The sequence below is a fragment of the Bacillus sp. GMa5/1 genome, assembly GCF_050172015.1.
Lineage (GTDB): Bacteria > Bacillota > Bacilli > Bacillales > Bacillaceae_G > Bacillus_A > Bacillus_A cereus.
The window spans coordinates 1-24,295 of the sequence record NZ_JBNLYC010000040.1 but is presented as its reverse complement, the minus strand read 5'-3'; the positions used below and the strand labels follow the sequence as shown (position 1 = coordinate 24,295).

Here is a 24,295-nt window from a genome sequence, read left to right as displayed (position 1 = left end):
ATATGTTGTATACAAAATAAAAAAGACCTTGTATTACAAGGCCTTTTGCAAACTCACTTTATTTTGTAGCAAGTACATATTATAATACAAACCTTGCTCACTTAGTAATTCTTGATGTGTTCCTCTTTCTACTATCTCTCCATCATGCATCACAAAAATTTGATCTGAATCTTGAATTGTAGATAACCTATGCGCAATGGCTATCGTCGTTCTACCTTTTCGCATTTGTTGCAACGCTGTTTGAATAGCCTCTTCTGTTTCTGTATCGATATTAGCTGTTGCTTCATCTAATACTAATACTTTCGGATTCGTTGCTATCGTTCTAGCAAAAGCAATTAATTGTCGTTGACCGCTTGAAAATGCTGCACCTCTTTCTACTACTTCTGTTTCATACTGTTTTGGTAACTTTTCAATAAACGTATTTGCTTGCACAAATCGAGCAGCTTCTTTTACTTCTTCATCCGTAATTTCTTCATTATACATACGAATATTTTGCTTTACATTTCCAGCAAATAAAAATGCATCTTGCAATACGAGTCCTATTTTCTTTCTAATTTCTCGTTCTTCAAATTTTTCTAAATCTACACCGTCTATTACAATATTTCCTGACTTAATATTATAAAATCGCATTAACAAATTCATAATCGTACTTTTTCCGCTACCAGTATGCCCAACAAAAGCAACCGTTTGCCCTTGTTTCACGTGAAATGATACATTTTTTAAAACGTCACGCTTTCCATCATATGAAAAAGTAACATTTTTAAATTCAATATCCCCATCCACAACTTGAGGATTCTCATTGCCTTTTTGAACCGGTGCTAAATCTTTCTCGTCCATTAAATGAAATACACGTGATGACGAAACAAGTGCCTGTTGGAAAAAGGACAATTTCATCATCATCTCATTTACAGGTTGGAAGAAACGATGTATATAGTTAACAAAAGCATATAAAACTCCTACTTCAACAGGGCTCTTTAAAGCATCAATCCCAAATAAACCTAGTACTAACGCAATAGCTACAATATGCACTAAATCCGTAGCTGGTCGTAAAAGTAATGCGTCTAACTTCAAAGTACGTCGCCCTGCACTATAATGTTTATTATTCACTTCTTCAAACTCTTTTCTCATACGTTTTTCTTGTCTGAACACTTGAACAATATTCATTCCTTGTATGGACTCGTTCAACTTTGCATTTAACACGCTTAGTTGATTACGTACTTCTAAATAAAAAGCTGCACTTTTCCGGCGATATAATACCATAATCGCAAACATTATCGGAATTAATACGAGAGAAAATAGCGCTAATTTTACATCTAATAAAAACATCGCTACTAAAATACCTACTAAAAAGACTACATTTTTCACAAATGTTGATAATACACTAACATAAAAATCTTTAATCGCTTCCGTATCATTTGTTATACGCGATACAAGTGTACCAATCGGCGTACGATCAAAGAAACTTAATGACAGCTTTTGAACATGTTCATATACTTCAACTCGCATATCTTGAACAATCTTAAAAGCAATGTTCTGAAAGTACAATAGATTTAAATACGTAAATAATACTTTTAATAAATGAGCAACTATGTAAATTACAAATAAAGTAACGAGCGCTGATCGTTCAAAATCCCGCGGTACTAGGTGTTCATCGAGGAATTGTTTAATTAAAAAAGGACCCATCATTTCCGTTACTGTCGCACCAACTAAAAAGATAAATGCTAAAGATAGCAACCCTTTATATGGCTTCATATAGGAAAGCAATCTACTTAAATCACTTCGCTTCTTCTCTACCATCATACGCCTCCTTTCTCGACTAAAGCTTCTAATTGCTGGCTTTCATACATTTCCTTATACCAGCCGTTTTCCTTCATTAATTCCTCATGTGTACCTCTTTGTACAATTCTACCTTCATCAACAACAAGAATAAGATTGGCATGCTGAATTGCACTTAATCGGTGTGCAGTAATAATCGTCGTTTTCCCTGCTCTTTCCCTCTTTAAGGCACTTAAAATCGTCTCTTCTGTTTTTGCATCTACTGCTGATAAACAATCATCCAAAATTAAAATTTCAGCATTTGTTAATAAAGCACGAGCAATAGAGATTCGCTGTTTTTGACCACCAGATAACGAAACACCTCTTTCCCCTACTACTGTTTCATATCCTTCTGAAAATTGGAGGATGTCATTATGAATACAAGCAATCTCTGCAGCTTGGGTAATTTCATTATATGTAGCATCCGCCTTTCCAAAGGCAATATTCTCACCAATACTTGCTGAGAATAAAAAATGATCTTGCGGCACGTATGAAATGGCAGAACGGACACCATGAAGTGTTATATCTCGAATATCTCGCTCCCCAATTTTTAATTCACCATTAAAATGATCATACTCACGGATTAAACATTTTAATAAAGTTGTTTTCCCTGCGCCTGTACGTCCTACAACTCCTAGCGTTTCGCCCTTCTTCAAATCAAAGTGAATATCGTTTAAATGTAACAATTCATTTTTCTTATACGAAAATGAATCAACGGCAAACGAAACATTACCGCTCGCTATTGTCTGTACAGCATTTTCGCTATTTACTACATCTGATTTTTGTGAAAGAATTTTTTCTACACGGTCATATGAAGCACGCCCACGCTCCATAATATTGAATAACCATCCAAACGCTAACATTGGCCAAACGAGGGTACCTAAATATGTCGTAAATGTAACGAGATCACCTACTGTTAATTCACCTCTTACAACTAATACCGATCCATAACATACTGCGATTAAAAAAGAAAATCCAACGATAAGAGAGATTGTCGGATCAAATAACGAATCAATACGTGCAACTAACACATTTTTATGTACAACATCTTCTGATTTTCTTCGAAACGCCTGCAAATCTTCTTTCTCTTGTCCAAGCGAGCGAATCACTTTCATTCCACTCATACTCTCTTGCACTTTATCATTGATTTCCGAAAACGATTGCTGTGCTTTATGAAACCTTTTATGCAATAAAGTTCCATAATAATTTGTCGAAATAGCTACAATCGGCATTGGAATTAAACTTAATAATGTTAACTTCCAGCTAATTGTAAAACCCATCGCTACGAGTACACATCCTCCGACAGCTAATGAGTCAACAAGCGTCAAAACACCTGCTCCAGCAGTTTGCTGGATCGCTTGAATATCATTGGTCGCATGTGCCATTAAATCACCTGTTCGATTTGACTGATAGAAAGATGGACTCATCTTTGTAAAATGTTCATATAAATTTTTTCGTAATTGGCGAGCTAATTTTAATGAAGACCCGAAAATCATAATACGCCATATGTAACGTAATATGTACATCGTAATGCCTACAATTACTAATAGTACAACCCATTTTAGTAACTTATCGGTCGTCAATGTTCCATCATTAATTTCATCTACAACGATTCCAATTACTTTTGGTGCTACAAGTTCTAAAAGTGCAACGCCAAACAATAAAATAATTCCAGTTATGTACGCTCGTTTTTCTTGTTTAAAAAACCACGCTAAATTCATAAACACTTTCATTTTTTTCCTCCTCCCTTAAAATGAGCGATGTTTTCAGTTTACCAAAAATACAGAATTTTTAAAAGTTTTAAAAACTATAACTAACAAAAAGAAAGACACTCTTAGCGAGTGTCTTTTAGCGCTTATTTCATTTGTTGCTTGTTCATTGCGCTCATCATTTGATTGATTTTCTTTTGGGAAGGTTTTTGTCCCATTTGCATCATCATCATTTTTAACATTTGTTCGTTAATTGGTGGATTTTTTTGTAAGTAATTCATCATATATTTGCGGGCAATGAAAAATCCTAACGCCACGCCTGCTACTAGTGCTACTACGCCCACTAGAATACCTAACCAAATTGGCATATATTTTCCTCCTTCATGTTGTCTACCTTACAGTGTACTAAAACCTTTTCAATAAGACAAGATACAATTCGACATTTTTTACACATATGTTCGTACTTGTTTTAGAGGATTCAGCCATCCGTACTTTGTATTTTCATAATCCATAGCTAAAAATGTTAATTCACACTTTCTTAACACCTCAAAGAATGTTGTTTCCATAGAGACATTTCCAGAGGTATTCATACGAATATAGTGCGGTTTCACCATTATTTCGCCGTACTCCGCTCCCGTATAAAGTGTATGTGTATGATGTGTTCTATCATATTTACCAAGAACGCGCAAAGCTTGTTCTAATTTATGATGAATTTTCATTACTTGCAATGGCATCGTTATATACATCATTTGCTTATATAACACTTTTTTCTCCGAAAGGGACCCAGATTCTGAAAATCGAGCAAATAAATCAAAAAACAAATATTCACGACCAAAATAAGCTTTCGCAATATCCTCTTGAATTAAATACAATTCATACGTTTTCATTTTTCCACTCCCAATCTGGACAACCTTTTCTCTTCATTATATATAAGAAAATTTGCAATGATTGTCTGACTGCGGAGAGATAAAAAACTTTTTCTGTCGAAAAAACTCATTTACATAGAAAAACCTCTCCATGCCGGAGAGATTTTTCTGAAATCATTAAAGCATTTCTTTTACTTTACGAACAACGTTCTCTACAGTAAATCCATACTCTTCCATAATCTTCTCACCAGGAGCAGAAGCACCGAATGTATCGATACCTAACACATCTCCTTCAAGACCTACGTAACGGTGCCATCCGAATGTAGCACCCATTTCGATTGCGAAACGTTTTGTTACTGCTTTTGGTAATACAGATTCTTTGTACTCTGCAGTTTGAGCTTCGAAGCGATCCATAGATGGCATGCTGACAACCGCTGCGTCAACGCCGTCTACTGCTAATGCTTTTTGAGCTTCAACAGCTAGGCTTACTTCAGATCCAGTTGCAAGTAAGATTACATCAGCCATTTCTTTCTTGCTTGCAGAAACTACATATGCACCTTTTGCTACTTTTTCATACGTATCATCTTTTGCACCTTCTAATGTTGGAAGGTCTTGACGAGTTAATACTAAAGCAGTTGGTTTGTTTGTAGATTCTAAAGCAAGTCTCCAAGCTGCAACAGATTCGTTACCATCAGCAGGACGGATAACAGAAACGTTTGGCATTGCACGAAGCGCTGCTAATTGCTCGATTGGTTCATGTGTTGGACCATCTTCACCAACAGCGATACTGTCATGTGTGAATACATACGTTACTGGCAATTGCATTAATGCTGCAAGGCGAATTGCTGGACGTAAGTAATCAGAGAATACGAAGAACGTACCACCGTAAGTTTTTAAACCACCATGTAGTGCAATACCGTTCATTGCTGCACCCATTGCGAACTCACGTACACCGTACCAAATGTTTTTACCGCTGTAATCATCTCTTGTAAAGTCTTTTTCGTTATTCATGTATGTTTTGTTAGAACCAGCAAGGTCAGCAGATCCACCGAAGAATGATGGTACAGACTCTGCAATTGCATTAATTACAGCACCAGAAGAATTACGAGTTGCTGCTTTTGATCCTAATTCATAAGTTGGTAGGTTTTGCTCCCAACCTTCTGGAAGTTGACCGTTCATTGCTGCTTGGAATTCGTTTGCTAATTCTGGGTATGCTTGTGCATATTCACCTAGCATCGTGTTCCACTCAGCTTGCGCAGTTTCACCAACATCTTGTACTGTTTTACGGAAGTTGTCATATACTTCTTCTGCTACGTGGAAGTCTTGCTCAGCAGTCCAAGCATATGCTTCTTTCGTTAATTTCGTTTCTTCTACACCAAGTGGAGAACCATGTGAAGCTGATTTTCCTGATTTGTTTGGAGAACCGAAACCAATTGTCGTTCTTACTTCAATTAGCGTTGGGCGTTTTTCGTCAGCTTTCGCTTCTTCAATTGCTTTCGCGATTGCTTCAATATCGTTTCCATCCTCAACACGGATTACTTGCCATCCGTATGCTTTGTAACGATCTTCTACACTTTCAGAGAATGAACGATTTAAATCGCCATCTAATGAAATATCGTTTGAATCATAAAGCACAACAAGACGACCTAATTGTAAATGAGCAGCTAATGAAGATGCTTCAGCAGAAACGCCCTCCATTAAATCTCCATCACCACAAATAGCGTATGTATAATGATCTACTACACTATACGCATCACGGTTATATTTAGCAGCTAAATGTCTTTCAGCCATTGCCATACCTACAGCAGTTGCAATACCTTGTCCAAGTGGACCAGTCGTTGCATCTACACCAGCTGTATGACCGTACTCAGGATGTCCTGGAGTTTTGCTTCCCCATTGACGGAAGTTCTTTAAGTCATCCATTGTTACATCATAACCAGATAGGTGAAGTAGGCTGTATAATAACATTGAACCATGACCTGCAGATAATACGAAACGATCACGGTTAAACCACGTTGGGTTATTTGGATTGTGTTTCATAAATTGAGTCCATAATGTATAAGCCATTGGTGCTGCACCCATTGGCATTCCTGGGTGACCAGAGTTTGCTTTTTCAATCGCATCGATGGATAATGTGCGAATCGTGTTGATAGAAAGTTGTTCGATTGAATGTGACATGCTATTCTTCCCTTCGCTTATATTAGTAAACGTTTTATACATTTATATGATAGCTTCCCACGCAAGATTATACAACATGTATCGACAAATATGTTGATATTTTTTTGGTTTTTTATAAAAAAATCAATGTTCCCGGGAATGTATGGGCATTCAATATGACATACTTTTTCATTATTTTTATTTTAAAAAGAAAGGGAATTATCTGTATATTTATACAAATTTCTTCTATACTTACTTTTTTTAATACGTTTTTAAAAACACAAAAAGCATCTAACTTCGATGCTTTTCAAATAAGTTAAACAATCCGTTTCCGAATCGAGCTTGAAATCAAATCAATTATAATTACCATTAAAATAATACCTAATAAAATAATACCAACACGAGACCAATTCCGTGAACTCAGCGCAAAAATTAAAGGTGTACCAATCCCTCCTGCTCCGATAACCCCTAAAATCGCAGCGGATCGTACATTAATTTCAAATCTGTATAACGTATACGATAGAAAATCTGGTAACACTTGTGGTAACACCGCATACCAAAGTATTTGAAAACGGTTTGCTCCTGTTGCTAGTAACGCTTCCGTCGGTCCTTTATCTATGTTTTCAATTCCTTCTGAATATAGTTTTCCTAACATTCCAATAGAATGTAATCCTAAGGCTAATACTCCTGCAAAAGAGCCTGGACCAACAGCTTTTATAAATAAAAGAGCCATAACTAATTCAGGAAACGTACGAACAAAACTAAGCACAAATTTCCCAGATCCTGAAGTTAATTTTCCAATACTCATATTCGTTGCAGCCCAAAAGGCAAACGGAACAGATAAAAATGCAGAAATAAATGTACCTAATATCGCAATTGCCAACGTATCAATTAATCCATGTAATAAATCTTCACCATCTGGCAAAGATACATACGACCAGTCTGGATTTAATATCCCTGTCATAATTGCTTTCGTGATTTCACCTGCTGTGTCCTTTATCCCTTCTAATGGTACTCCTGAAAAGGCCCATACATATACAACTGTAAGTGCTATTAAAATAATCCAGCGATATATACTCGGTTTCTTCGGTTTTGGCACAATCATCGTCGTTCTATTCATTATAGTTTCTCCCGTAACAATGTACTAATGTAGTCAATTAACAAAACAACAATAAGGGTATAAATAATTATAGAAGCAGTTTGTTTATATTGTAAAAATCCAAGTGTACGATCATAATATAGTCCAATACCACCTGCTCCTACTAAACCTAAAACAGCTGCTGCACGTACGTTCACCTCAAATGTATAAAGAACATAGGAGACAAAATGTGCTTTCACTTGCGGAATTACCCCATAAACAATCCATTGCACCTTATTAGCTCCTACCGCTGTCATCGCCTCTAACGGACCTGGATCAATTGATTCAATTGACTCATACAACAATTTCGCTACAAGTCCAATTGAAAAAAAAGTAAGAGCCAAAATACCTGGAAGTGGCCCAATTCCAAAAATCGCTACGAAAATTGCCGCTAATAATAAATCTGGTATCGTTCGTATCAAATTTAAAATCATTCGAGCTAGACTGTATAAAAATGTGTTAGTAAACACATTACTTGCTGCAAACAGTGCAAGTGGAATAGCTAAAATCGCTCCTAAGGTCGTCCCAATAATCGCCATACGTATTGTATCTAACATCGCTGTTGTAATAACTTGAAAATAACTCCAATCAGGTGGCACCATCTCTTTCAATAGATCTACCATATTGGGAAAACCGTCTACCAGTTTTGAAAATGATGCATCTACTTGTACACTACTACTCCACAGCATTAAAATAACTAAAATAAACGTTAACATATGTTTCAACTTACTCGGCGGCTTCGGTATCGATTTCGAATATATCGTTACGTCACTCATTTAACTGCCACCTCTAACAATTCATTTTTCTGTGCTACATCTCCATAAATTTCAGCAAATTTTTCATCTGTCGCCTCTTCTACTGAACCATCAAAAACAATTTCTCCTGCATGTAATCCAATAATACGTGTCGCATATTGCCTAGCTAAATCAATAGAATGCAAATTCACAATTGTTGTAATTCCAAAATCTTCATTGATTTTTTTCAAATCATTTAATACTTGCTTTGTCGTAAGTGGATCTAACGATGCAACAGGCTCATCTGCCAATATGATTTTTGCTTCTTGTGCCAATGCTCTAGCTATTGATACACGTTGCTGTTGTCCTCCTGATAATTCATCAGCACGTGCATATGCTTTTTCTAAAATATTCACTCTTTTTAACGCTTGAAATGCGAGCTCCACATCTTCTTTCGGAAACAAACCTAACGTTGTACGTAATGTGGAATGATATCCAACACGACCAGCTAATACATTTTTTAATACTGTTGATCGCTTTACAAGGTTAAAACTTTGGAAGATCATACCGATATCCCGGCGCATACACCTTAATCCTTTTCCTTTCGCAGCAGTAATAGACTCACCTTCAATAATGATTTCTCCTTCGGTAATCTCATGAAGACGATTTACGGATCTGAGAAGTGTAGATTTTCCAGCTCCAGACAGCCCTACCATTACAACAAACTCACCTTTTTGAATTTTCAAGTTTATATTATTCAATCCTTTTGTACCGTTTGGATACACTTTGGAGACATTTCGAAACTCTATCACACATCTTACCTACCTTCTATGTATTCAAAACGGCAAACTAACTGAAAACATCCCCTTTCAGCTAGCTGCCATTTCCATATGTATTATTGCGTTTTTACTTTCTTCCCATATTCACGAACGATATCAAATTTACTATCATCAGATTTAACATATCCTTCATGTGAATATACTTCTTTAATGATTTTACGGCCTTCCTCATTCTTTCCAATTTCAATGAAAGCATCTTGTAATTTCTTGCTCCACTCTGCATCTAAATCAGATCGTACAGAAATTGTATCGTTCGGAATTTTCTCAGTAAATTTCACTATTTTCGTTTGATCAAATATATTCGGATAATCTTTTTTTACAATATTACGAGCATCTTGGAATACAACAGCCGCATCTACGTCACCATTTAAAAGAGCAATAAGCGACTGATCGTGACCTTTTAATGTAACAGGTTTCACATCTTTTAACGGATCAATTCCCTCTTTTAATAGAACAGCTGCAGGCCACACATATCCCGCTGATGACGTTACATCTTGATAGCCAATTTTTTTACCTTTTAAATCTTTTACACTATTAATATTTGAATCTTTCTTAACAACAAACTCAGATTTATAATAATCTACTAAATCTTTTGTAGGGGCTCCTGTTTCATCCTCTACTCCAAAACGTTGTGCTTGTAAAATTACATTTGCAGCCTTCTTTTCATGTGCTAATACGTACGCTGTCGGCGGTAAAAATCCTACATCTACTTGTTTAGATGCCATCGCTTCTACAATTGTATTGTAGTTCGTTGAAATACTAACTTTTACTGGAATATTTAACTTATCACTTAATAGCTTCTCAAGCGGTTTTGCCTTCGCCTCTAACGTATCTGCATTTTGAGAAGGAACAAATTGAACATTTAAAGTCTTCGGTACATACCCTTTTTTCGTATCTTCATTTTTACTTGCGCTTGATTCCTTCGTTCCACAGCCACTTAATAATCCCGCTGCTAGTACAACTGTTGTGCTCATTGCAAAAACTTTTTTCAACATATTAATGCCTCCATTTTTCATTGTTATAAAATAACCTTTCATAAACATGAAGAAATATATCACATATTTTTACAAATAATTGATTATTTACAGAATCTTTACACATTCTATACACTCACATTAAAATTCTCTTCACATATTTGATATGATGAATTGGAAGATAACAATAGAAAAGGTGAGTCATATTGGAACAAAATCAAACTGTAACTTTAAACATCTTATTAACAAGCGATATACATGGCACTGTTTATCCTATTCACTACCAAGATAACTCCCCAGCAGAACTTGGTTTAGCTAAAATTTCTACTCTTATAAAAAAAGAACGTTCCCAAAATACAAACGTTCTTTTAATTGATAATGGCGACTTTATTCAAGGAACACCATTTACTTATCATTATGTTACATACGAAAAAAACAAAAAAAACCCAATGTCCTTATTAGCGAATTACTTACAGTATGACGCTGCAATTATCGGCAATCATGAATTTAATTACGGGATGGATATATTAAATAATGCTGTGACTACTGCGAACTTCCCGTACCTATCAGCAAACATTTTAGATAAAAACATAAAGAAACCTTATTTCGGAAAACCTTATATAATCAAACAGATTGAATCCAATATAAAAATTGCTATTTTAGGGGTAACAACACATTACATACCAAATTGGGAACAGTCCCATCACATTAAAGATTTACTATTTGAAGATGCATTAAAGACTACAAAAGAATGGGTTTCTTATATTCGCGAACATGAGAAACCAGATTTACTAGTCGTAGCGTATCACGGGGGAGTTGAACGAGATTTACAAACCGGGGTACCGACTGAAGTGTTAACAGGAGAAAACCAAGGATATGCAATGTGCCATGAAATTGAAGGCATAGATATCTTATTAATAGGCCACCAACACCGGGAAATTTCTCACACAATGGCTAACGGTGTAACAATTTTACAGACCGGATGCAATGGACACTCAGTTGGAAAAGTAAAAGTAACATTCGAAAAAACGAAACATAAATGGGTGAAAAAAGAGAGTTCTTCTGAATTATTATCTGTACAAGGATTTGAGGCGGACCAAGATGTACTTTCATTGGTAGCCGATTACGAAAAGAAAACACAAAAGTGGCTTGATCAACCTATTGGAATCATTCAAGGGGACATGCAAATTTCAGATGCTATGCAAACTCGTTTGCATGATCATCCTTTTATAGAATTCATAAATAAAATACAGATGAATATAGCTAATGTATCAATTTCTTGTACAAGTTTGTTCCATAATACATCTTCAGGTTTCCCGGAACATGTAACAATGCGTGATATCGTTTCTAATTATATTTATCCAAACACATTAAAAGTAATTAAAATAACTGGAGCAGATATAAAAAATGCTCTTGAACTCTCTGCTTCTTATTTCACATTAAAAACAGATGGATCAATCACCGTAAGTCCTACCTACATAGAACCAAAGCCACAACATTATAATTATGATATGTGGGAAGGGATTTCATACGTATTAAACATTTCAAAACCAATTGGTGAAAGAGTAGAATCTTTACAGCATAACAGTGCTCCTCTTAATATGAATGAAGAATATGACGTTGTAATGAATAATTATCGTGCAAGTGGCGGGGGAAATTTCTTTATGTTTCAAAACAAACCAGTAGTAAAAGATATACCCACAGATATGTCTGAACTTATCGCTAATTATATATTGGAACATAAAACGATAGAAGCAACAGTTAATAACAACTGGAAAGTTATTAAATAACGATTTTTACAAATAAAAAAGATGGGCTTCGCCCATCTTTTAATTTAATTTTGCATTATCTTGCTTTTTTAAAGCTTTTAATTTCGTCGGTGTAACATCTGTACCTTCTTCGTTAACAACTTTAATACCTTTAAGTTCGTTTAACATATTTTGACGAAATCCTTTTAAATATTGTTCACGTAGCGATTGACGCTCACGTTGCTCTTCTTCAGTTAAACCTTCAGCTTTTGCTTTTTTCGCTAAGAAGTTAATGCGTTCAACGAGTTCGTGATTAATCATCTCGAATCCCCCTTCTAATCAAAACTGATTATTATCATACAATAGTTACTCTTCTTTATCAAGCAATTGCTTCGTATACTCTACATATCTACGATGTACAGTCGCCTTTGAAACATTATGACCAAATCCACGTAATGTTGCTGCAATTTCTTCAAACGTGAGTTCACTTTTTCGCAAACGTACAATTTCCTCAATTGGCACTTCTTTTTTCTCTCTTCCTACACTTAAATGACGATTTTTTAAATTTTTTTCTGGACGATAACCTTTTTCTACTGCTCGTTGCATACCTCGTTTAATTTTCATATTATGAATCTTTCTTTGATATTCTTCAACAATACCAATAATATCTAATACCATCGAATCAGAATCCGACAATTGTAATTCACCATTATGTGTGTGCGTATATACTTTTATGCCTTCTTTATGTAAACAATGCATTAACGCGATCTTCGCATTTCCTCTACCAAGACGCGTTTCATCTTGTATAAGTAACACATCAATTTGTTCGTCTCGAATTGTATCCAACACCTCTAATATACCGTCACGTTCAATTGTATATCCACTAGCCTGCTCTTCAATCACCTTAGTAACATTCATTTGATAGCGCTCAGCTAAATGCAATAATTCATCTTTTTGACGTAATAATGATGTTTCTTGCGCTTCTTTCGTTGTACTCACACGTGCATAAATAATTGCATTCATTTTGAACCCCTCTTTCTCCCTATTATTTCCCTATAGTGTAACATAAATCCGCCATTTGTTCGAACTTATGTTTGTAGAATGTTTTTTCACATGTTATACTTATTAATAAGAAAAATGAAAGAAAACGAGGTGTTAGAAAACATGGAAAAGTTAACGAAACGCCAGCAAGACATTCTCGACTTTATTAAGCTAAAAGTACAAGAAAAAGGATATCCACCTTCCGTACGTGAAATTGGTCAAGCAGTCGGCCTCGCTTCTAGTTCTACAGTGCACGGACATTTATCACGATTAGAAGAAAAAGGATACATTCGACGCGATCCAACAAAACCACGTGCCATTGAAATTTTAGGTGAAGACCGAATGGATACGGAAACACAATCTGTTATTCAAGTTCCAATTGTCGGAAAAGTTACTGCTGGTTTACCAATTACAGCGGTCGAAAGCGTAGAGGAACATTTCCCACTTCCAGCTAGTATTGTTGCTGGAGCAGACCAAGTGTTCATGTTACGTATTTCTGGAGATAGTATGATTGAAGCTGGTATTTTCGATGGAGATTTAGTTGTTGTTCGCCAACAACAGTCTGCATATAATGGTGAAATTGTAGTCGCTTTAACAGAAGATAATGAAGCAACTGTTAAACGTTTCTATAAAGAAAAAGACCATTTCCGTTTACAACCAGAAAATTCTTCATTAGAACCTATCATTTTAAAACAAGTGTCAGTTATTGGGAAAGTAATTGGCGTATATCGTGATTTACATTAAAAAATAATAAAAAGAAGATAATTACCTTATTTATATACGGTAATTATCTTCTTTTTTGTATTTTGATAGATTTCCATGCATTCTATTTCTTATTAACGAGTTTTAATCGTCACATCTCCAGCAGCCGTTTTACCACTAATCTTTTTACTACCATTTCCAATTGTTACGTTTTTATTTTCTTCATTAAAAATCGTTACATCTCCGGCAGCACTTTGCCCAGTAATTACCGCATCTTGTGGTTTTTCCGATAAAGTAATATCTATATCTCCCGCAGTTGAACTTGCTTCTAGATTATACTTAGAATCATGATCTTGAATATTTATTTCCCCACTTGTTGTTTTTGCGGTCACTTTCCCTAATACCTTCTTAAAATTCACCTCACCAGCTTTTGTCGATCCCTCCACATTCTTAGCCGTTATTTGTTTCAACTCTACTTCTCCAGCAAGTGTTCTAACACTTACGCTATCACTTTTCACATCACTCATTTCGATTTGTCCAGCAGATGAATTTACTTTTACATCTTGGTAAGAGCGTTCGGGCACAAGGAGAGTCAATTTAGACGTTTGAAACCTAAAATCGTAAAAAGAAAAATCAAATGAAGCACCTTTTTCTCTTTCCCCAATAACTTTTAATGTGTCACCATCTTCTGCGATACGAATCTCTTGTTTACGTACATCTCCTGATTGCTTGATATAAAAAGAAGAGTCAGGAGATTTTTGGACAATAATATCCCCGGCATCTAACTTAACTTCTATATTTTTTAATGTTTCGTTTTTAATTACATTTTCTTTATCGCCTTTTTTAGCAGTTTGTACTGCTTTTTCATATGTTTGGGAAATTCCTATTACTCCAATAATGATACAAGCAATAGCGATTAAAAATAGTTTTTTCATCATTTACTCTCCTTTTATCATTTTGAAGTTCCATATTACATATTGTACACACAATCTCTTAAACCACTTTGTACTATAAAAAGCGATAATACATAACAATAAACCTACTCCAACAAACGTTATACTAACGAAAAGATCCAACCATATAAAAGTACCCATAAATACTTTTCCAATAACGAAAAATGGTGTTACTACACTAGCAATACCACCGATCCAAAAAGAAAATATAAAAGCAATAATTGCGACTAACGGTCCTAACACAATAATAAAATTAAACAAACTAAGTCCAATCGCTGCCATAACAGCTCTTGTCACATTTGAAGTCGATGGATTTTTTTTCATTTCATCGAAGCGATACATCGCAAGTAATTCTTTCGCTATTACTTTCGGAGAACCAAGGCCTTGTATTATTTCTGATTCAGTTTTCCCCTCTTCTAGTCCAAACTGAAAGTGCTCTTCATAATCCAATAAAATATCTTGCCTCTCTTCCTCTGGTAACTTTCTAAGATAACTTGATAATTCTTTAAGAAACCCTTCTTTACTCATCCCATTCCACCCCTTCAATAATTTCTTGTACCCCTTTCGCAAAATCACACCATTCTGTTACTAACAAATGAAATTGCGTCTCCCCTTGCTCTGTTAATTGATAATATTTACGAGGTGGCCCTTCCGTAGATTCCTTTAAATACGTTTGAAAATACCCTTCTTTCGTCAAACGACGTAATAAAGGGTATACTGACCCTTCCGATATTAAAAATTTATTAGAAATTTGCTGAACAAGTTCATAACCGTAACTATCTTTACGTTTTACAAGTGCTAATACACAAAGTTCAAGCACACCTTTTTTAAACTGAACGTTCAAGTGCCATCCTCCTTTCCTATCTTAGTACTGTTCAATGCACAGTACCTATCTTATCCATAATATACCACTTAGTATTGTTTATTGCAAGGTACTAAGCTATATTTATTTCCAAAATTTAGAAAATGAACTAACGAAATCCTGAATAAGACTGTTTTATAACTAAGTATCATTACGTTAATACCATTGAGTAATGATTCGATTCACAAGCCACAAACTTACAACCTTGCAGATGAGGACGTAAAAATCATTGGTCGCGTCGTACAGGCAGTAAAAAATTATTAAGTTATAGCACAAGTAATTAAAAAAAAGAGAAGATCGATTCTATCGAAAAAATTTTCTTAGTAAAATGATTCAAGGAAATCAAAAACAATCCAATAACTTCACTTAAAAAAGCTAAAAAAAGCCCTGATACCGTAGTATCAAGGCTTCTCTCTCTTAGTATAGAGACATATATTGATCGCGTTCCCATTGGTGAACTTGTGTTCTAAATATATCCCACTCAATCTCTTTCGCTTCGATGAAGTGCTCAAGTAAGTGTTCTCCTAGTGCACCGCATACTACTTCATTAGATTGTAATGTAACTAATGCTTGCGCTAATGTTGCTGGTAAGTCAACGATACCTGCTTCTTCGCGCTCTTCTTTTGTCATTACATAGATGTTACGATCTACTGCTGCTGGTGGAGTTAATTTGTTTTTAATTCCATCAAGACCTGCAGCTAATAATGTAGCCATTACTAAATATGGGTTTGCAGCTGGGTCAACACTACGTACTTCTACGCGTGTACTAATACCACGAGATGCAGGGATACGTACTAACGGACTACGGTTTTGTGCAGACCATGCTACGTAACAAGGCGCTTCATATCCAGGCACTAGACGTTTGTATGAGTTTACAGTTGGGTTTGCTATCGCTGTAAATGCTGGTGCATGTTTTAAAATACCTGCGATGAAGTGACGAGCATCATCACTTAATTGTAAGTCACCGTTTGCATCAAAGAATACGTTCTCACCATTTTTAAATAATGATAAGTTACAGTGCATACCTGAACCGTTCACACCGTATAGTGGTTTTGGCATAAACGTTGCGTGTAAACCATGTTTACGAGCAATTGTTTTTACAACAAGTTTGAATGTTTGAATGTCATCACATGAGCGAATTGCATTTGCATATTTAAAGTCAATTTCGTGCTGCCCTGGAGCAACCTCATGGTGAGATGCTTCAATTTCAAATCCCATTTCTTCAAGTTCAAGAACGATATCACGACGACAGTTTTCCCCTAGATCCATCGGCGCAAGGTCGAAGTATCCACCGTTATCGTTTAGTTCTAATGTTGGATTTCCTTTTTCATCAACCTTAAATAGGAAGAATTCTGGCTCTGGTCCAAGATTGAAGTCTGAAAATCCTAAAGCTTCCATTTCTTTTAACACACGTTTTAAGTTGTTACGTGGGTCTCCATCAAATGGAGTGCCATCTGCATTGTAAATATCACAGATTAGTCGAGCTACTTTACCTTTTTCAGCTGTCCAAGGGAAAATTACCCAAGTGTCTAAATCAGGATATAAATACATATCAGATTCTTCAATACGTACGAAACCTTCAATCGAAGATCCATCAAACATCATTTTGTTATCAAGAGCTTTCGTTAATTGTCTCACTGGAATCTCTACGTTTTTAATTACCCCTAAAAGGTCCGTAAATTGTAAACGGATATACTTTACATTCTCTTCTTTCGCCAAACGGAAAATATCTTCTTTTGTGTATCTAGACATTATAAATTCCTCCTTAGTCCCTCTAATCGCCTTCAGAATCAGTTATCTTTAGTGAAAAAATCTTGAAATGTCACCTTGTCGCAATGAAGTTCGATTGAATCTACCTGTATGTTGTAGTTCATCTCGAAGTATTTTGCGAAGCTCAGTTTTTGAAATTTCTTTCGTTTCTTCTTTTACTTTCACTGCTTCTGTTTGATTTTCTTTCATTAGTAACACTTGTTTAATACCAGCCATATTCAAGCCTTGATCTAACAAATCTTTAATTTCTAACAACTTATCTACATCGTTAAATGAAAATAATCTACGATTCCCTTTTGTACGGGTTGGAAAAACAAGATTATGCTCTTCATAGTAGCGAATTTGACGTGCAGACAATTGTGTTAAATCCATAACAATACTAATAGGAAACAGCGGGGCAGAACGTCTATCTTCTTTCATTTTTCAGTTCCTCCTTCGCCTTAACTGCTTCTCATTTTATACTATGTTATGTTTAGTGTCAATAGATGTTAGCTTTTCTTACATGATTTTTTATAATTTTTTTATGAATTTTTTCATTCTTTTTTCTAATCGCATAAATCATTACTTTTATACGAAAAAAGCTGCCGAAATCGACAGCTTCCCCTTAAGAAATTGTTAATAATTCTTTTTCAATTAATGCATCAATTGCAGAACAAATCGCAATCTTCACATGTGAATAAGTTAACCCACCTTGGACGTAAGCAACATAAGGCGGACGAATTGGACCATCAGCAGACAATTCAATACTTGCACCTTGAATAAATGTTCCCGCAGCCATAATTACATCATCTTCATAGCCTGGCATATAGTTTGCATACGGAGTAAAATGCGAATTAATTGGAGATGCATATTGAATCGCTTGGCAGAAGGCAATCATACGGTCTTTATCATCAAATTGAACAGATTGAATTAAGTCTGTTCTTGGTGCATTCCACGCTGGTGACGTGTTCATTCCTAACTTTTCTAAAAACGCAGCTGTAAAAATTGCACCTTTCAGCGCTTGTCCTGCAACATGTGGCGCTAAGAAGAACCCTTGATACATTTCTTGCAGACTGTATAAAGACGCTCCAGCTTCCGCGCCAATTCCCGGAGATGTTAAACGATATGCACACGCTTCAACATACTGTTCTTTCCCGACAATATAACCACCAGTTTTAACAATTCCGCCGCCCGGGTTTTTAATAAGCGAACCCGCCATTAAATCTGCACCAACATGACATGGCTCTTGCTCTTCAATAAACTCGCCATAACAGTTATCTACAAACACAACAACATCAGGTTTAATTTCTTTAACAAACGCGATCATCTCTTTAATTTGAGAAATAGTAAACGATGGACGAGTAGCATAACCTTTCGAGCGCTGAATACCGATCATTTTCGTATTATTATGAATCGCTGCTGCAACAGCCTCAAAATCAACAAGCCCAGCTTCAGTTAGCGGAACTGCATTGTAACCGATATTATATTCTTTAAATGAACCTACACCTTTCCCACGTACACCAACAATTTCCTCTAACGTATCATACGGTTTCCCAGTGATATACAATAACTCATCTCCCGGGCGTAAAATACCAAATAACGCTGTAGAGATAGCGTGAGTACCTGAAATAATTTGCGGACGAACAAGTCCAGCTTCCGCCCCAAATACATCAGCATACACTTTTTCTAACGTATCACGGCCAATATCATCATAACCATAACCTGTTGTCGGGATAAAATGCGAGTCACTAATTTTATGTTTACGAAAACTTTCTAATACACGAAACTGATTGCTTTCAATTACTTCATCCGCACGTTTATGTACTTCTGTAATCTGACTCTCTACTTCTTTTACGATTGGAGCAATTTTTTCTCCATTTTTCAAACGATCAAACATTTTTATTTTCTCCTTCTTCCACTAAAAATCTCTTTAATTGCACATTAAGCGATGAATGAGTAAAAATATACCCTGCACAATCATATACAAATTTATCTTCTAGAAACTCCATCTTTGCTAATAGAGTTTCCGTCTTTAAAAGCGTTAACAACTTACCTTCACTCGGAGGGATTTCCACTCGATAACGATCCATTTCTTTCTTCATCTTCGTTTCTATCGCTTCTTTTATACGCAATAAATCACTTTCTTCAAAAGCACTAGTCATTAAGAAATCACTTTTCGGAAACGGAATAAAGTTTTGATGTAATTCATCTTTTTTATTATATAACGTAATAACAGGAATATGGTTAATTTCAAGTTCTGATAATAATCTTTTTACTGTTTTTTCATGCCCTATGTAGTTAGGATCCGCGGAATCAACTACATGTAAAATGACATCTGCTTCCCCCGCTTCTTCCAGTGTTGAACGAAAAGCAGCGATTAATGAAGTAGGTAAATCTTGTATAAAACCAACAGTATCAGTTAGTAATACTGTATAACCAGAAGGTAACGGCATCTTCCTTGTCGTTGGGTCTAATGTTGCAAACAGAAGGTTTTCTTCAAACGTATCAGCTTCCGTTAATCTATTAAACAGTGTCGATTTCCCTGCATTTGTATACCCTATTAATGACACTTGAAATACTTTATTATCTTTTCTTCTCTCACGATATCTTTTTCGATGTTCCACAACAACTGCAAGTTGTTTCTTTATTTCATCAATACGCGATCGAATATGACGACGATCCGTCTCTAATTTCGTCTCACCCGGTCCTCTTGTTCCAATACCACCACCAAGACGCGATAAGGACAATCCTTGCCCCATAAGACGCGGCATTGTATATTGCAACTGAGCTAATTCTACTTGAAGTTTACCTTCCCTCGACTTCGCACGTTGCGCAAAAATATCCAGTATTAGTTGCGTTCGATCAATTACTCTCGCATCTAATACTGAGGATAAATTCCGAATTTGACTCGGCGTTAATTCATTATTAAATACAATAACATCCGGCTCTAACTCTTCAGTTAACATTGTAAGCTCTTCTAATTTCCCTTTACCTATGTAAGTTGCCGGATGAAACTTTGGTCGTTTTTGCGTTGTTGACACTAACAATTCTGCTCGTGCAGTCTTCGCTAGTGATGCAAGCTCTTTCATGGAATGCATAAATTTTTCATCATCATCTTGTGGCAATTGACAGCCTACTAATATGACTTTTTCTTTTTCTTCCATCAAATATGTTCACTCATCCTTTTCGAAATTTAAACCTTCTAATATAATAGCAGAGGAAGCACATTTCATCTAGTTAGCGGGGGAGAAAATTCATGGCATGGGAGATTTTTAGCATCATAGGCACAATCGCTTTCGCACTAAGCGGAGCCATTGTTGCAATGGAAGAGGATTATGATATTTTCGGGGTGTATATTTTAGGGATGGCAACCGCATTTGGGGGAGGTGCCCTTCGTAATTTATTAATCGGTTATCCGATTGTCGCGTTTTGGCAACAAGACATGTTATTCCAAATCGCACTTTTATCAATGACTATTATTTTTCTTTTTCCAAATAAGTTAATTAGACATTGGAAAAAGTGGGAAAATATCACTGACGCTATCGGCTTATCGGCATTTGCTGTACAAGGAGCATTATATGCCCAAAAATTAAATTTACCAATTAGCGCCACAATTGTAGCAGCTGTTTTAACTGGTATCGGCGGCGGTATCATTCGCGATCTTTTAGCCCGCAGAAAACCTCTCGTTCTTCGAGCTGAAGTCTATGCCTTTTGGACAATTTTAGCAGGTTTCTTAATTGGAGCTCAAATTATTGTTAGCGATTGGGCTCTTTACATTCTATTCATTTTAATTGTTTGCTTCCGCATGGTTTCTATTCATTACAAATGGCATTTACCGCACAGACGTATCGAAACGAAAGAACGTTCAATGCATAAATAGCAATCTAACCTCTTTACATATCGTAAAGAGGTTTTTCTTTTCTAACGATTTTTTCTTTATATAATGTTTATACTAATTTTTAAAGTGAGGTGAATACAAATGACAAACCACGTTAATAAAGGAGCTCAAAAAAGCTCAGTAAATCAATTTGGACACGATCCTAATTCAGCACACGAAAAGAGCGCTAAAATGGAACACTTCCATAAAACACACCAAGAAAAAGCAAAAAAAGAGTAAACGAACTTATACACAAAAATTGACGCACAGTTTATGTACTGTGCGTCTCCTCTTCGAGCATCAAATCCACACTCGATATTCCAATTAAATCATTTTTATCATACGCATCTTCTTGCAACAACCGCATCGCCTGTGTACGAATTGATTTTTCAACAATATTCCGTACATATCGCCCATTACTAAACGATGTAATTTGCGACGAATACTTCACCGCATGTAAATGATCCCTAAATTTCCATTCAGCTTCTTTTGATAACTGATATTCACGATCTTCATACATTCTCTTCCCAATTTCCAATAGCTGATTTACCGAGTAATCCGCAAACTCAATAATAAATGGAAAACGAGATTGAAGCCCTGGATTTAATGAAAGAAAGTGATTCATCTCTCTTGAATATCCAGCTAAAATCAATACAAAACCATGTTGTTTATCTTCCATATGTTTTACAAGCGTATCAATTGCTTCTTTTCCAAAGTCCTTCTCTCCTCCTCGAGCTAAAGAATACGCCTCATCAATAAACAAAATACCTCCCATTGCTTTTTTTATTAAATCTCTTGTTTTTTGGGCTGTATGGCCGATGTACTCTCCTACAAGATCAGCACGTTCAGCTTCAACCAAGTGGCCTTTCGATAGAATATTCATCTCAAACAGCAATTTTCCTATCATTCTAGCAACAGTTGTCTTCCCTGTACCTGGATTCCCTTTAAACAGCATATGAAGTACTTGCTTCTCTGACTTCAATCCCTTTTCTTGTCTTTTTTTATTCACATAAATCCAAGCATATATTTCTTTTATTATCTTTTTTATATCCTCCATCCCAACAAGCTTCCCCATCTCTTCTTCAATTCTCTGCAGCATTTCATGTTTAATTGCAGTTTCATTTGAAATTACCGTTTTATTTTCTGCGGCTGGCAAAGAAATTTTCTTTCGATGGTTTAACACAATATTAATTTGATTGTTGTTTTTCTTTCGCATCGATTGTTCCATACAATCACCTCATTTTATCCACTCACCAAATATTATTATTCCTGTCCCCCTTGTAAATGCCTATTTTCAGAAAAGTTTGCTATAATATAAGAAATAATTAAGGTGGTGGGACTATGGAGACAACGGAATTCCATGATACAATACAAGCCTTTTCTATTTTTTTATTGAATAAAGGCCGAAAACCCTCAACTATTAAACGTTATGTTTATGACATTGAAGACTTCGGACATTGGTTAGAAAAAAACAAAAAGCTCCCTTCCAGTAATATATGGGCTACACTTTGTACAAAAGACTACGAAGATTACTTTTCCGATTTAAAAACGAATCGACATTACTCAGAAAAAACGATGCATCGTGTATTTATTGTACTAAATAGAATGCATCATTTTCTAAACATTCCTAATCCATTGAAGAATATGGAAATATCTATTCAACCAGACCGTACACTTCGTAACGAAGATTTCATTTCACCTGATGAAGAAAAAAGGTTAAAGTATATAGTCACTTCATTAGAAGGACTTTCAGAAAAACAACTTCCTGTGCGCCCCTTATTAATGGATCGCAATATTGCTATTTTAAATCTATTGATTGACTACGGTTTATCCTTACAGGAACTTACAGCATTAACAATGCATCACGTTCACTTTGAAACTAATACATTATCAATCCCAGCAACCGCAGGTGTAGAAAGAACAATTACATTAGCAAAAGAAGACAAAAAACAACTATATAATTATTACAAAAGCATCCCAGAACCAGTTCGTCCTAAATACCATAGTGATGATCCATTATTTGTCGCATTCGATTTTAACCGTGGAACATACAGGTGGGTATATGAAAATGATGCACCAAAGGCATTAACGGAAATTGCTATACAAAAAATGATTCGCCTCGAAGTGGCTAGAGCCAATTTACGTAAAGGAATTTCAGGACAACATTTTCGTAACACCTATATTTTAAACTTAATAAAAAAAGAAACTCCTGAATCAGAAATTATAAAACTCGCTGGATTCAAATCAAAAATTTCCTTAAAGCGATATTATCAATACGCAGAAAATAGAAAAAACGCCTTATTGTAAGGCGTTTTTTCTATTTTTTCTTTAAACAAACGATTTTACTATGACCATTTAACTAATTTCTGCATCTACTATGATGAGTTTCGTTCACATTTTCGTGAGAAAGGAGAGATTTAATGTCTCGTTATAACGACAATCAAAACAAATTCTCCAAACCATGCTTTCCAAGTAGCGCCGGACGAATCCCGAATACTCCATCAATCCCAATTACTAAAGCTCAACTTAGAACATTTCGTGCGATTATTATTGATTTAACAAAAATAATCCCAAAACTTTTCGCAAATCCATCTCCCCAAAATATTGAAGACCTAATCGATACATTGAACCTACTGAGTAAATTTATTTGTTCACTAGACGCTACTTCCTCCCTGAAAGCACAAGGGTTAGCTATTATTAAAAACTTAATAACTATATTAAGAAATCCAACCTTTGTAGCAAGCGCTGTATTTATTGAGCTTCAAAATCTCATTAACTATTTACTATACATTACAAAATTATTCCGAATTGACCCTTGCACACTTCAAGAGCTCCTTAAATTAATAGCAGCATTACAAACTGCTCTAGTTAATTCTGCTTCGTTCATTCAAGGACCTACCGGACCTACTGGACCAGCAGGCGCTACTGGTGCCACTGGGCCTCGAGGTAACACGGGCGCTACTGGCGCCACTGGACCTCAAGGTAACACGGGCGCTACTGGCGCTACCGGTGCCACTGGGCCTCGAGGTAACACGGGCGCTACCGGCGCTACTGGGCCTCGAGGTAACACGGGCGCTACTGGCGCTACCGGTGCCACTGGACCTCGAGGTAACACGGGCGCTACTGGACCT

Annotated in this window: 25 protein-coding genes and 1 pseudogene; 7 read left to right on the top strand and 19 right to left on the bottom strand. The window is 35.8% G+C overall.

Features of this window, described 5'->3' with window-relative positions; all coding sequences use genetic code 11:
- Positions 1-33: 33 nt before the first annotated feature.
- The 9 genes from ACQGSG_RS12400 to ACQGSG_RS12360 form a co-directional block, all read right to left on the bottom strand.
- The gene (locus tag ACQGSG_RS12400; protein ID WP_000229523.1) at positions 34-1,797 is read right to left on the bottom strand and encodes an ABC transporter ATP-binding protein; all 1,764 of its coding nucleotides are present in this window, start codon (positions 1,795-1,797) and stop codon (positions 34-36) included.
- Positions 1,797-3,548 (bottom strand): ABC transporter ATP-binding protein, encoded by a 1,752-nt coding sequence (locus ACQGSG_RS12395; RefSeq protein WP_000862459.1) that lies wholly within the window; start codon positions 3,546-3,548, stop codon positions 1,797-1,799. Before ACQGSG_RS12395 ends, ACQGSG_RS12400 begins: the two co-directional genes overlap by 1 nt.
- Before the next feature lie 122 nt (positions 3,549-3,670).
- On the bottom strand, positions 3,671-3,892 hold the full coding sequence (locus ACQGSG_RS12390; RefSeq protein ID WP_001123317.1) for a YneF family protein: 222 nt from the start codon (positions 3,890-3,892) through the stop codon (positions 3,671-3,673).
- Between the two features lie 78 nt (positions 3,893-3,970).
- Entirely contained in the window at positions 3,971-4,411 is a 441-nt protein-coding gene (sirA, locus tag ACQGSG_RS12385) for a sporulation inhibitor of replication protein SirA (protein WP_000860645.1), read from the bottom strand.
- Positions 4,412-4,567: 156 nt separating this feature from the next.
- On the bottom strand, positions 4,568-6,568 hold the full coding sequence (gene tkt / locus ACQGSG_RS12380; RefSeq protein WP_113710630.1) for a transketolase: 2,001 nt from the start codon (positions 6,566-6,568) through the stop codon (positions 4,568-4,570).
- Between the two features lie 295 nt (positions 6,569-6,863).
- On the bottom strand, positions 6,864-7,667 hold the full coding sequence (phnE, locus tag ACQGSG_RS12375; RefSeq protein ID WP_001082387.1) for a phosphonate ABC transporter, permease protein PhnE: 804 nt from the start codon (positions 7,665-7,667) through the stop codon (positions 6,864-6,866).
- Positions 7,667-8,461 carry a phosphonate ABC transporter, permease protein PhnE gene (gene phnE / locus ACQGSG_RS12370; protein ID WP_001286376.1) on the bottom strand — a complete coding sequence of 265 codons (795 nt, stop codon included), beginning with the start codon at positions 8,459-8,461 and terminating at the stop codon, positions 7,667-7,669. Before phnE (ACQGSG_RS12370) ends, phnE (ACQGSG_RS12375) begins: the two co-directional genes overlap by 1 nt.
- A complete protein-coding gene (phnC, locus tag ACQGSG_RS12365) occupies positions 8,458-9,231 on the bottom strand; it encodes a phosphonate ABC transporter ATP-binding protein (RefSeq protein ID WP_426947380.1) in 774 nt (257 codons plus the stop codon). Before phnC ends, phnE (ACQGSG_RS12370) begins: the two co-directional genes overlap by 4 nt.
- An 83-nt stretch (positions 9,232-9,314) precedes the next feature.
- On the bottom strand, positions 9,315-10,253 hold the full coding sequence (locus ACQGSG_RS12360; RefSeq protein WP_000915064.1) for a phosphate/phosphite/phosphonate ABC transporter substrate-binding protein: 939 nt from the start codon (positions 10,251-10,253) through the stop codon (positions 9,315-9,317).
- Positions 10,254-10,438: 185 nt separating this feature from the next.
- Here ACQGSG_RS12360 and ACQGSG_RS12355 point away from each other — a divergent pair, with 185 nt between their 5' ends.
- Positions 10,439-12,022: a bifunctional metallophosphatase/5'-nucleotidase gene (locus ACQGSG_RS12355; RefSeq protein WP_325842490.1), complete on the top strand. Its 1,584-nt coding sequence runs from the start codon at positions 10,439-10,441 to the stop codon at positions 12,020-12,022.
- A gap of 39 nt (positions 12,023-12,061) precedes the next feature.
- On the opposite strand, the gene ACQGSG_RS12350 is transcribed toward ACQGSG_RS12355, so the two are convergent.
- Positions 12,062-12,301 (bottom strand): DUF896 domain-containing protein, encoded by a 240-nt coding sequence (locus ACQGSG_RS12350; protein ID WP_000607015.1) that lies wholly within the window; start codon positions 12,299-12,301, stop codon positions 12,062-12,064.
- Between the two features lie 45 nt (positions 12,302-12,346).
- Complete coding sequence (locus ACQGSG_RS12345; protein WP_000991472.1) at positions 12,347-13,003, bottom strand: YneB family resolvase-like protein; 657 nt, start codon at positions 13,001-13,003, stop codon at positions 12,347-12,349.
- Positions 13,004-13,144: 141 nt separating this feature from the next.
- Here ACQGSG_RS12345 and lexA point away from each other — a divergent pair, with 141 nt between their 5' ends.
- Positions 13,145-13,765, top strand: a complete 621-nt coding sequence (gene lexA / locus ACQGSG_RS12340) for a transcriptional repressor LexA (RefSeq protein WP_000413738.1) — start codon at positions 13,145-13,147, stop codon at positions 13,763-13,765.
- Between the two features lie 92 nt (positions 13,766-13,857).
- Here the strand turns inward: lexA and ACQGSG_RS12335 are convergent, their stop codons facing one another.
- The 3 genes from ACQGSG_RS12335 to ACQGSG_RS12325 are packed head-to-tail and all read right to left on the bottom strand — an operon-like array spanning position 13,858 to position 15,520.
- On the bottom strand, positions 13,858-14,661 hold the full coding sequence (locus ACQGSG_RS12335; protein WP_000976240.1) for a DUF4097 family beta strand repeat-containing protein: 804 nt from the start codon (positions 14,659-14,661) through the stop codon (positions 13,858-13,860).
- The gene (locus ACQGSG_RS12330) at positions 14,662-15,204 is read right to left on the bottom strand and encodes a DUF1700 domain-containing protein (RefSeq protein ID WP_098208334.1); all 543 of its coding nucleotides are present in this window, start codon (positions 15,202-15,204) and stop codon (positions 14,662-14,664) included. It abuts the gene before it with no gap.
- Positions 15,197-15,520, bottom strand: a complete 324-nt coding sequence (locus tag ACQGSG_RS12325) for a PadR family transcriptional regulator (RefSeq protein ID WP_001102627.1) — start codon at positions 15,518-15,520, stop codon at positions 15,197-15,199. Before ACQGSG_RS12325 ends, ACQGSG_RS12330 begins: the two co-directional genes overlap by 8 nt.
- 162 nt (positions 15,521-15,682) lie before the next feature.
- Here ACQGSG_RS12325 and ACQGSG_RS12320 point away from each other — a divergent pair.
- Positions 15,683-15,802: pseudogene (locus ACQGSG_RS12320) on the top strand (LexA family protein); the annotation flags it as partial.
- 153 nt (positions 15,803-15,955) lie between these two features.
- On the opposite strand, the gene glnA reads toward ACQGSG_RS12320, so the two are convergent.
- From glnA to hflX, 4 genes are all read right to left on the bottom strand, one after another.
- A complete protein-coding gene (gene glnA, locus ACQGSG_RS12315) occupies positions 15,956-17,290 on the bottom strand; it encodes a type I glutamate--ammonia ligase (RefSeq protein ID WP_000092763.1) in 1,335 nt (444 codons plus the stop codon).
- A gap of 48 nt (positions 17,291-17,338) precedes the next feature.
- Positions 17,339-17,728 carry a transcriptional repressor GlnR gene (gene glnR, locus ACQGSG_RS12310; RefSeq protein ID WP_098290760.1) on the bottom strand — a complete coding sequence of 130 codons (390 nt, stop codon included), beginning with the start codon at positions 17,726-17,728 and terminating at the stop codon, positions 17,339-17,341.
- Positions 17,729-17,912: 184 nt separating this feature from the next.
- Positions 17,913-19,184 (bottom strand): aminotransferase class I/II-fold pyridoxal phosphate-dependent enzyme, encoded by a 1,272-nt coding sequence (locus ACQGSG_RS12305; RefSeq protein ID WP_000460289.1) that lies wholly within the window; start codon positions 19,182-19,184, stop codon positions 17,913-17,915.
- A complete protein-coding gene (hflX, locus tag ACQGSG_RS12300; protein ID WP_000391395.1) occupies positions 19,177-20,451 on the bottom strand; it encodes a GTPase HflX in 1,275 nt (424 codons plus the stop codon). The genes ACQGSG_RS12305 and hflX overlap by 8 nt, the downstream gene beginning before the upstream one ends.
- Positions 20,452-20,543: 92 nt before the next feature.
- Here hflX and ACQGSG_RS12295 point away from each other — a divergent pair, with 92 nt between their 5' ends.
- Both ACQGSG_RS12295 and ACQGSG_RS12290 read left to right on the top strand, forming a co-directional pair.
- Positions 20,544-21,167 (top strand): trimeric intracellular cation channel family protein, encoded by a 624-nt coding sequence (locus ACQGSG_RS12295; RefSeq protein WP_000312267.1) that lies wholly within the window; start codon positions 20,544-20,546, stop codon positions 21,165-21,167.
- Positions 21,168-21,266: 99 nt separating this feature from the next.
- Complete coding sequence (locus tag ACQGSG_RS12290; RefSeq protein ID WP_000181501.1) at positions 21,267-21,404, top strand: hypothetical protein; 138 nt, start codon at positions 21,267-21,269, stop codon at positions 21,402-21,404.
- Between the two features lie 31 nt (positions 21,405-21,435).
- Here the strand turns inward: ACQGSG_RS12290 and spoVK are convergent, their stop codons facing one another.
- Positions 21,436-22,392, bottom strand: a complete 957-nt coding sequence (gene spoVK / locus ACQGSG_RS12285; RefSeq protein ID WP_000438176.1) for a stage V sporulation protein K — start codon at positions 22,390-22,392, stop codon at positions 21,436-21,438.
- Positions 22,393-22,505: 113 nt separating this feature from the next.
- On the opposite strand from spoVK, the gene ACQGSG_RS12280 reads away from it, so the two are divergent.
- Both ACQGSG_RS12280 and ACQGSG_RS12275 read left to right on the top strand, forming a co-directional pair.
- Positions 22,506-23,471, top strand: a complete 966-nt coding sequence (locus ACQGSG_RS12280) for a tyrosine-type recombinase/integrase (RefSeq protein WP_000450319.1) — start codon at positions 22,506-22,508, stop codon at positions 23,469-23,471.
- A 113-nt stretch (positions 23,472-23,584) separates the two neighbouring features.
- On the top strand, positions 23,585-24,295 hold a 711-nt coding region (locus tag ACQGSG_RS12275), incomplete at its 3' end, for a collagen-like repeat preface domain-containing protein (RefSeq protein WP_426947375.1).

Coding starts and splice junctions, on each gene's coding strand:
- ACQGSG_RS12345 (WP_000991472.1), bottom strand. CDS start 13,003: ATGAATGCAATTATTTATGCACGTGTGAGTACAACGAAAGAAGCGCAA.
- ACQGSG_RS12280 (WP_000450319.1), top strand. CDS start 22,506: ATGGAGACAACGGAATTCCATGATACAATACAAGCCTTTTCTATTTTT.
- spoVK (WP_000438176.1), bottom strand. CDS start 22,392: ATGGAACAATCGATGCGAAAGAAAAACAACAATCAAATTAATATTGTG.
- lexA (WP_000413738.1), top strand. CDS start 13,145: ATGGAAAAGTTAACGAAACGCCAGCAAGACATTCTCGACTTTATTAAG.
- ACQGSG_RS12295 (WP_000312267.1), top strand. CDS start 20,544: ATGGCATGGGAGATTTTTAGCATCATAGGCACAATCGCTTTCGCACTA.
- ACQGSG_RS12290 (WP_000181501.1), top strand. CDS start 21,267: ATGACAAACCACGTTAATAAAGGAGCTCAAAAAAGCTCAGTAAATCAA.
- ACQGSG_RS12330 (WP_098208334.1), bottom strand. CDS start 15,204: ATGAGTAAAGAAGGGTTTCTTAAAGAATTATCAAGTTATCTTAGAAAG.
- ACQGSG_RS12395 (WP_000862459.1), bottom strand. CDS start 3,548: ATGAAAGTGTTTATGAATTTAGCGTGGTTTTTTAAACAAGAAAAACGA.
- glnR (WP_098290760.1), bottom strand. CDS start 17,728: ATGAAAGAAGATAGACGTTCTGCCCCGCTGTTTCCTATTAGTATTGTT.
- ACQGSG_RS12305 (WP_000460289.1), bottom strand. CDS start 19,184: ATGTTTGATCGTTTGAAAAATGGAGAAAAAATTGCTCCAATCGTAAAA.
- phnE (WP_001286376.1), bottom strand. CDS start 8,461: ATGAGTGACGTAACGATATATTCGAAATCGATACCGAAGCCGCCGAGT.
- hflX (WP_000391395.1), bottom strand. CDS start 20,451: ATGGAAGAAAAAGAAAAAGTCATATTAGTAGGCTGTCAATTGCCACAA.
- ACQGSG_RS12360 (WP_000915064.1), bottom strand. CDS start 10,253: ATGTTGAAAAAAGTTTTTGCAATGAGCACAACAGTTGTACTAGCAGCG.
- ACQGSG_RS12390 (WP_001123317.1), bottom strand. CDS start 3,892: ATGCCAATTTGGTTAGGTATTCTAGTGGGCGTAGTAGCACTAGTAGCA.
- phnE (WP_001082387.1), bottom strand. CDS start 7,667: ATGAATAGAACGACGATGATTGTGCCAAAACCGAAGAAACCGAGTATA.
- tkt (WP_113710630.1), bottom strand. CDS start 6,568: ATGTCACATTCAATCGAACAACTTTCTATCAACACGATTCGCACATTA.
- glnA (WP_000092763.1), bottom strand. CDS start 17,290: ATGTCTAGATACACAAAAGAAGATATTTTCCGTTTGGCGAAAGAAGAG.
- ACQGSG_RS12335 (WP_000976240.1), bottom strand. CDS start 14,661: ATGATGAAAAAACTATTTTTAATCGCTATTGCTTGTATCATTATTGGA.
- sirA (WP_000860645.1), bottom strand. CDS start 4,411: ATGAAAACGTATGAATTGTATTTAATTCAAGAGGATATTGCGAAAGCT.
- ACQGSG_RS12350 (WP_000607015.1), bottom strand. CDS start 12,301: ATGATTAATCACGAACTCGTTGAACGCATTAACTTCTTAGCGAAAAAA.
- ACQGSG_RS12400 (WP_000229523.1), bottom strand. CDS start 1,797: ATGGTAGAGAAGAAGCGAAGTGATTTAAGTAGATTGCTTTCCTATATG.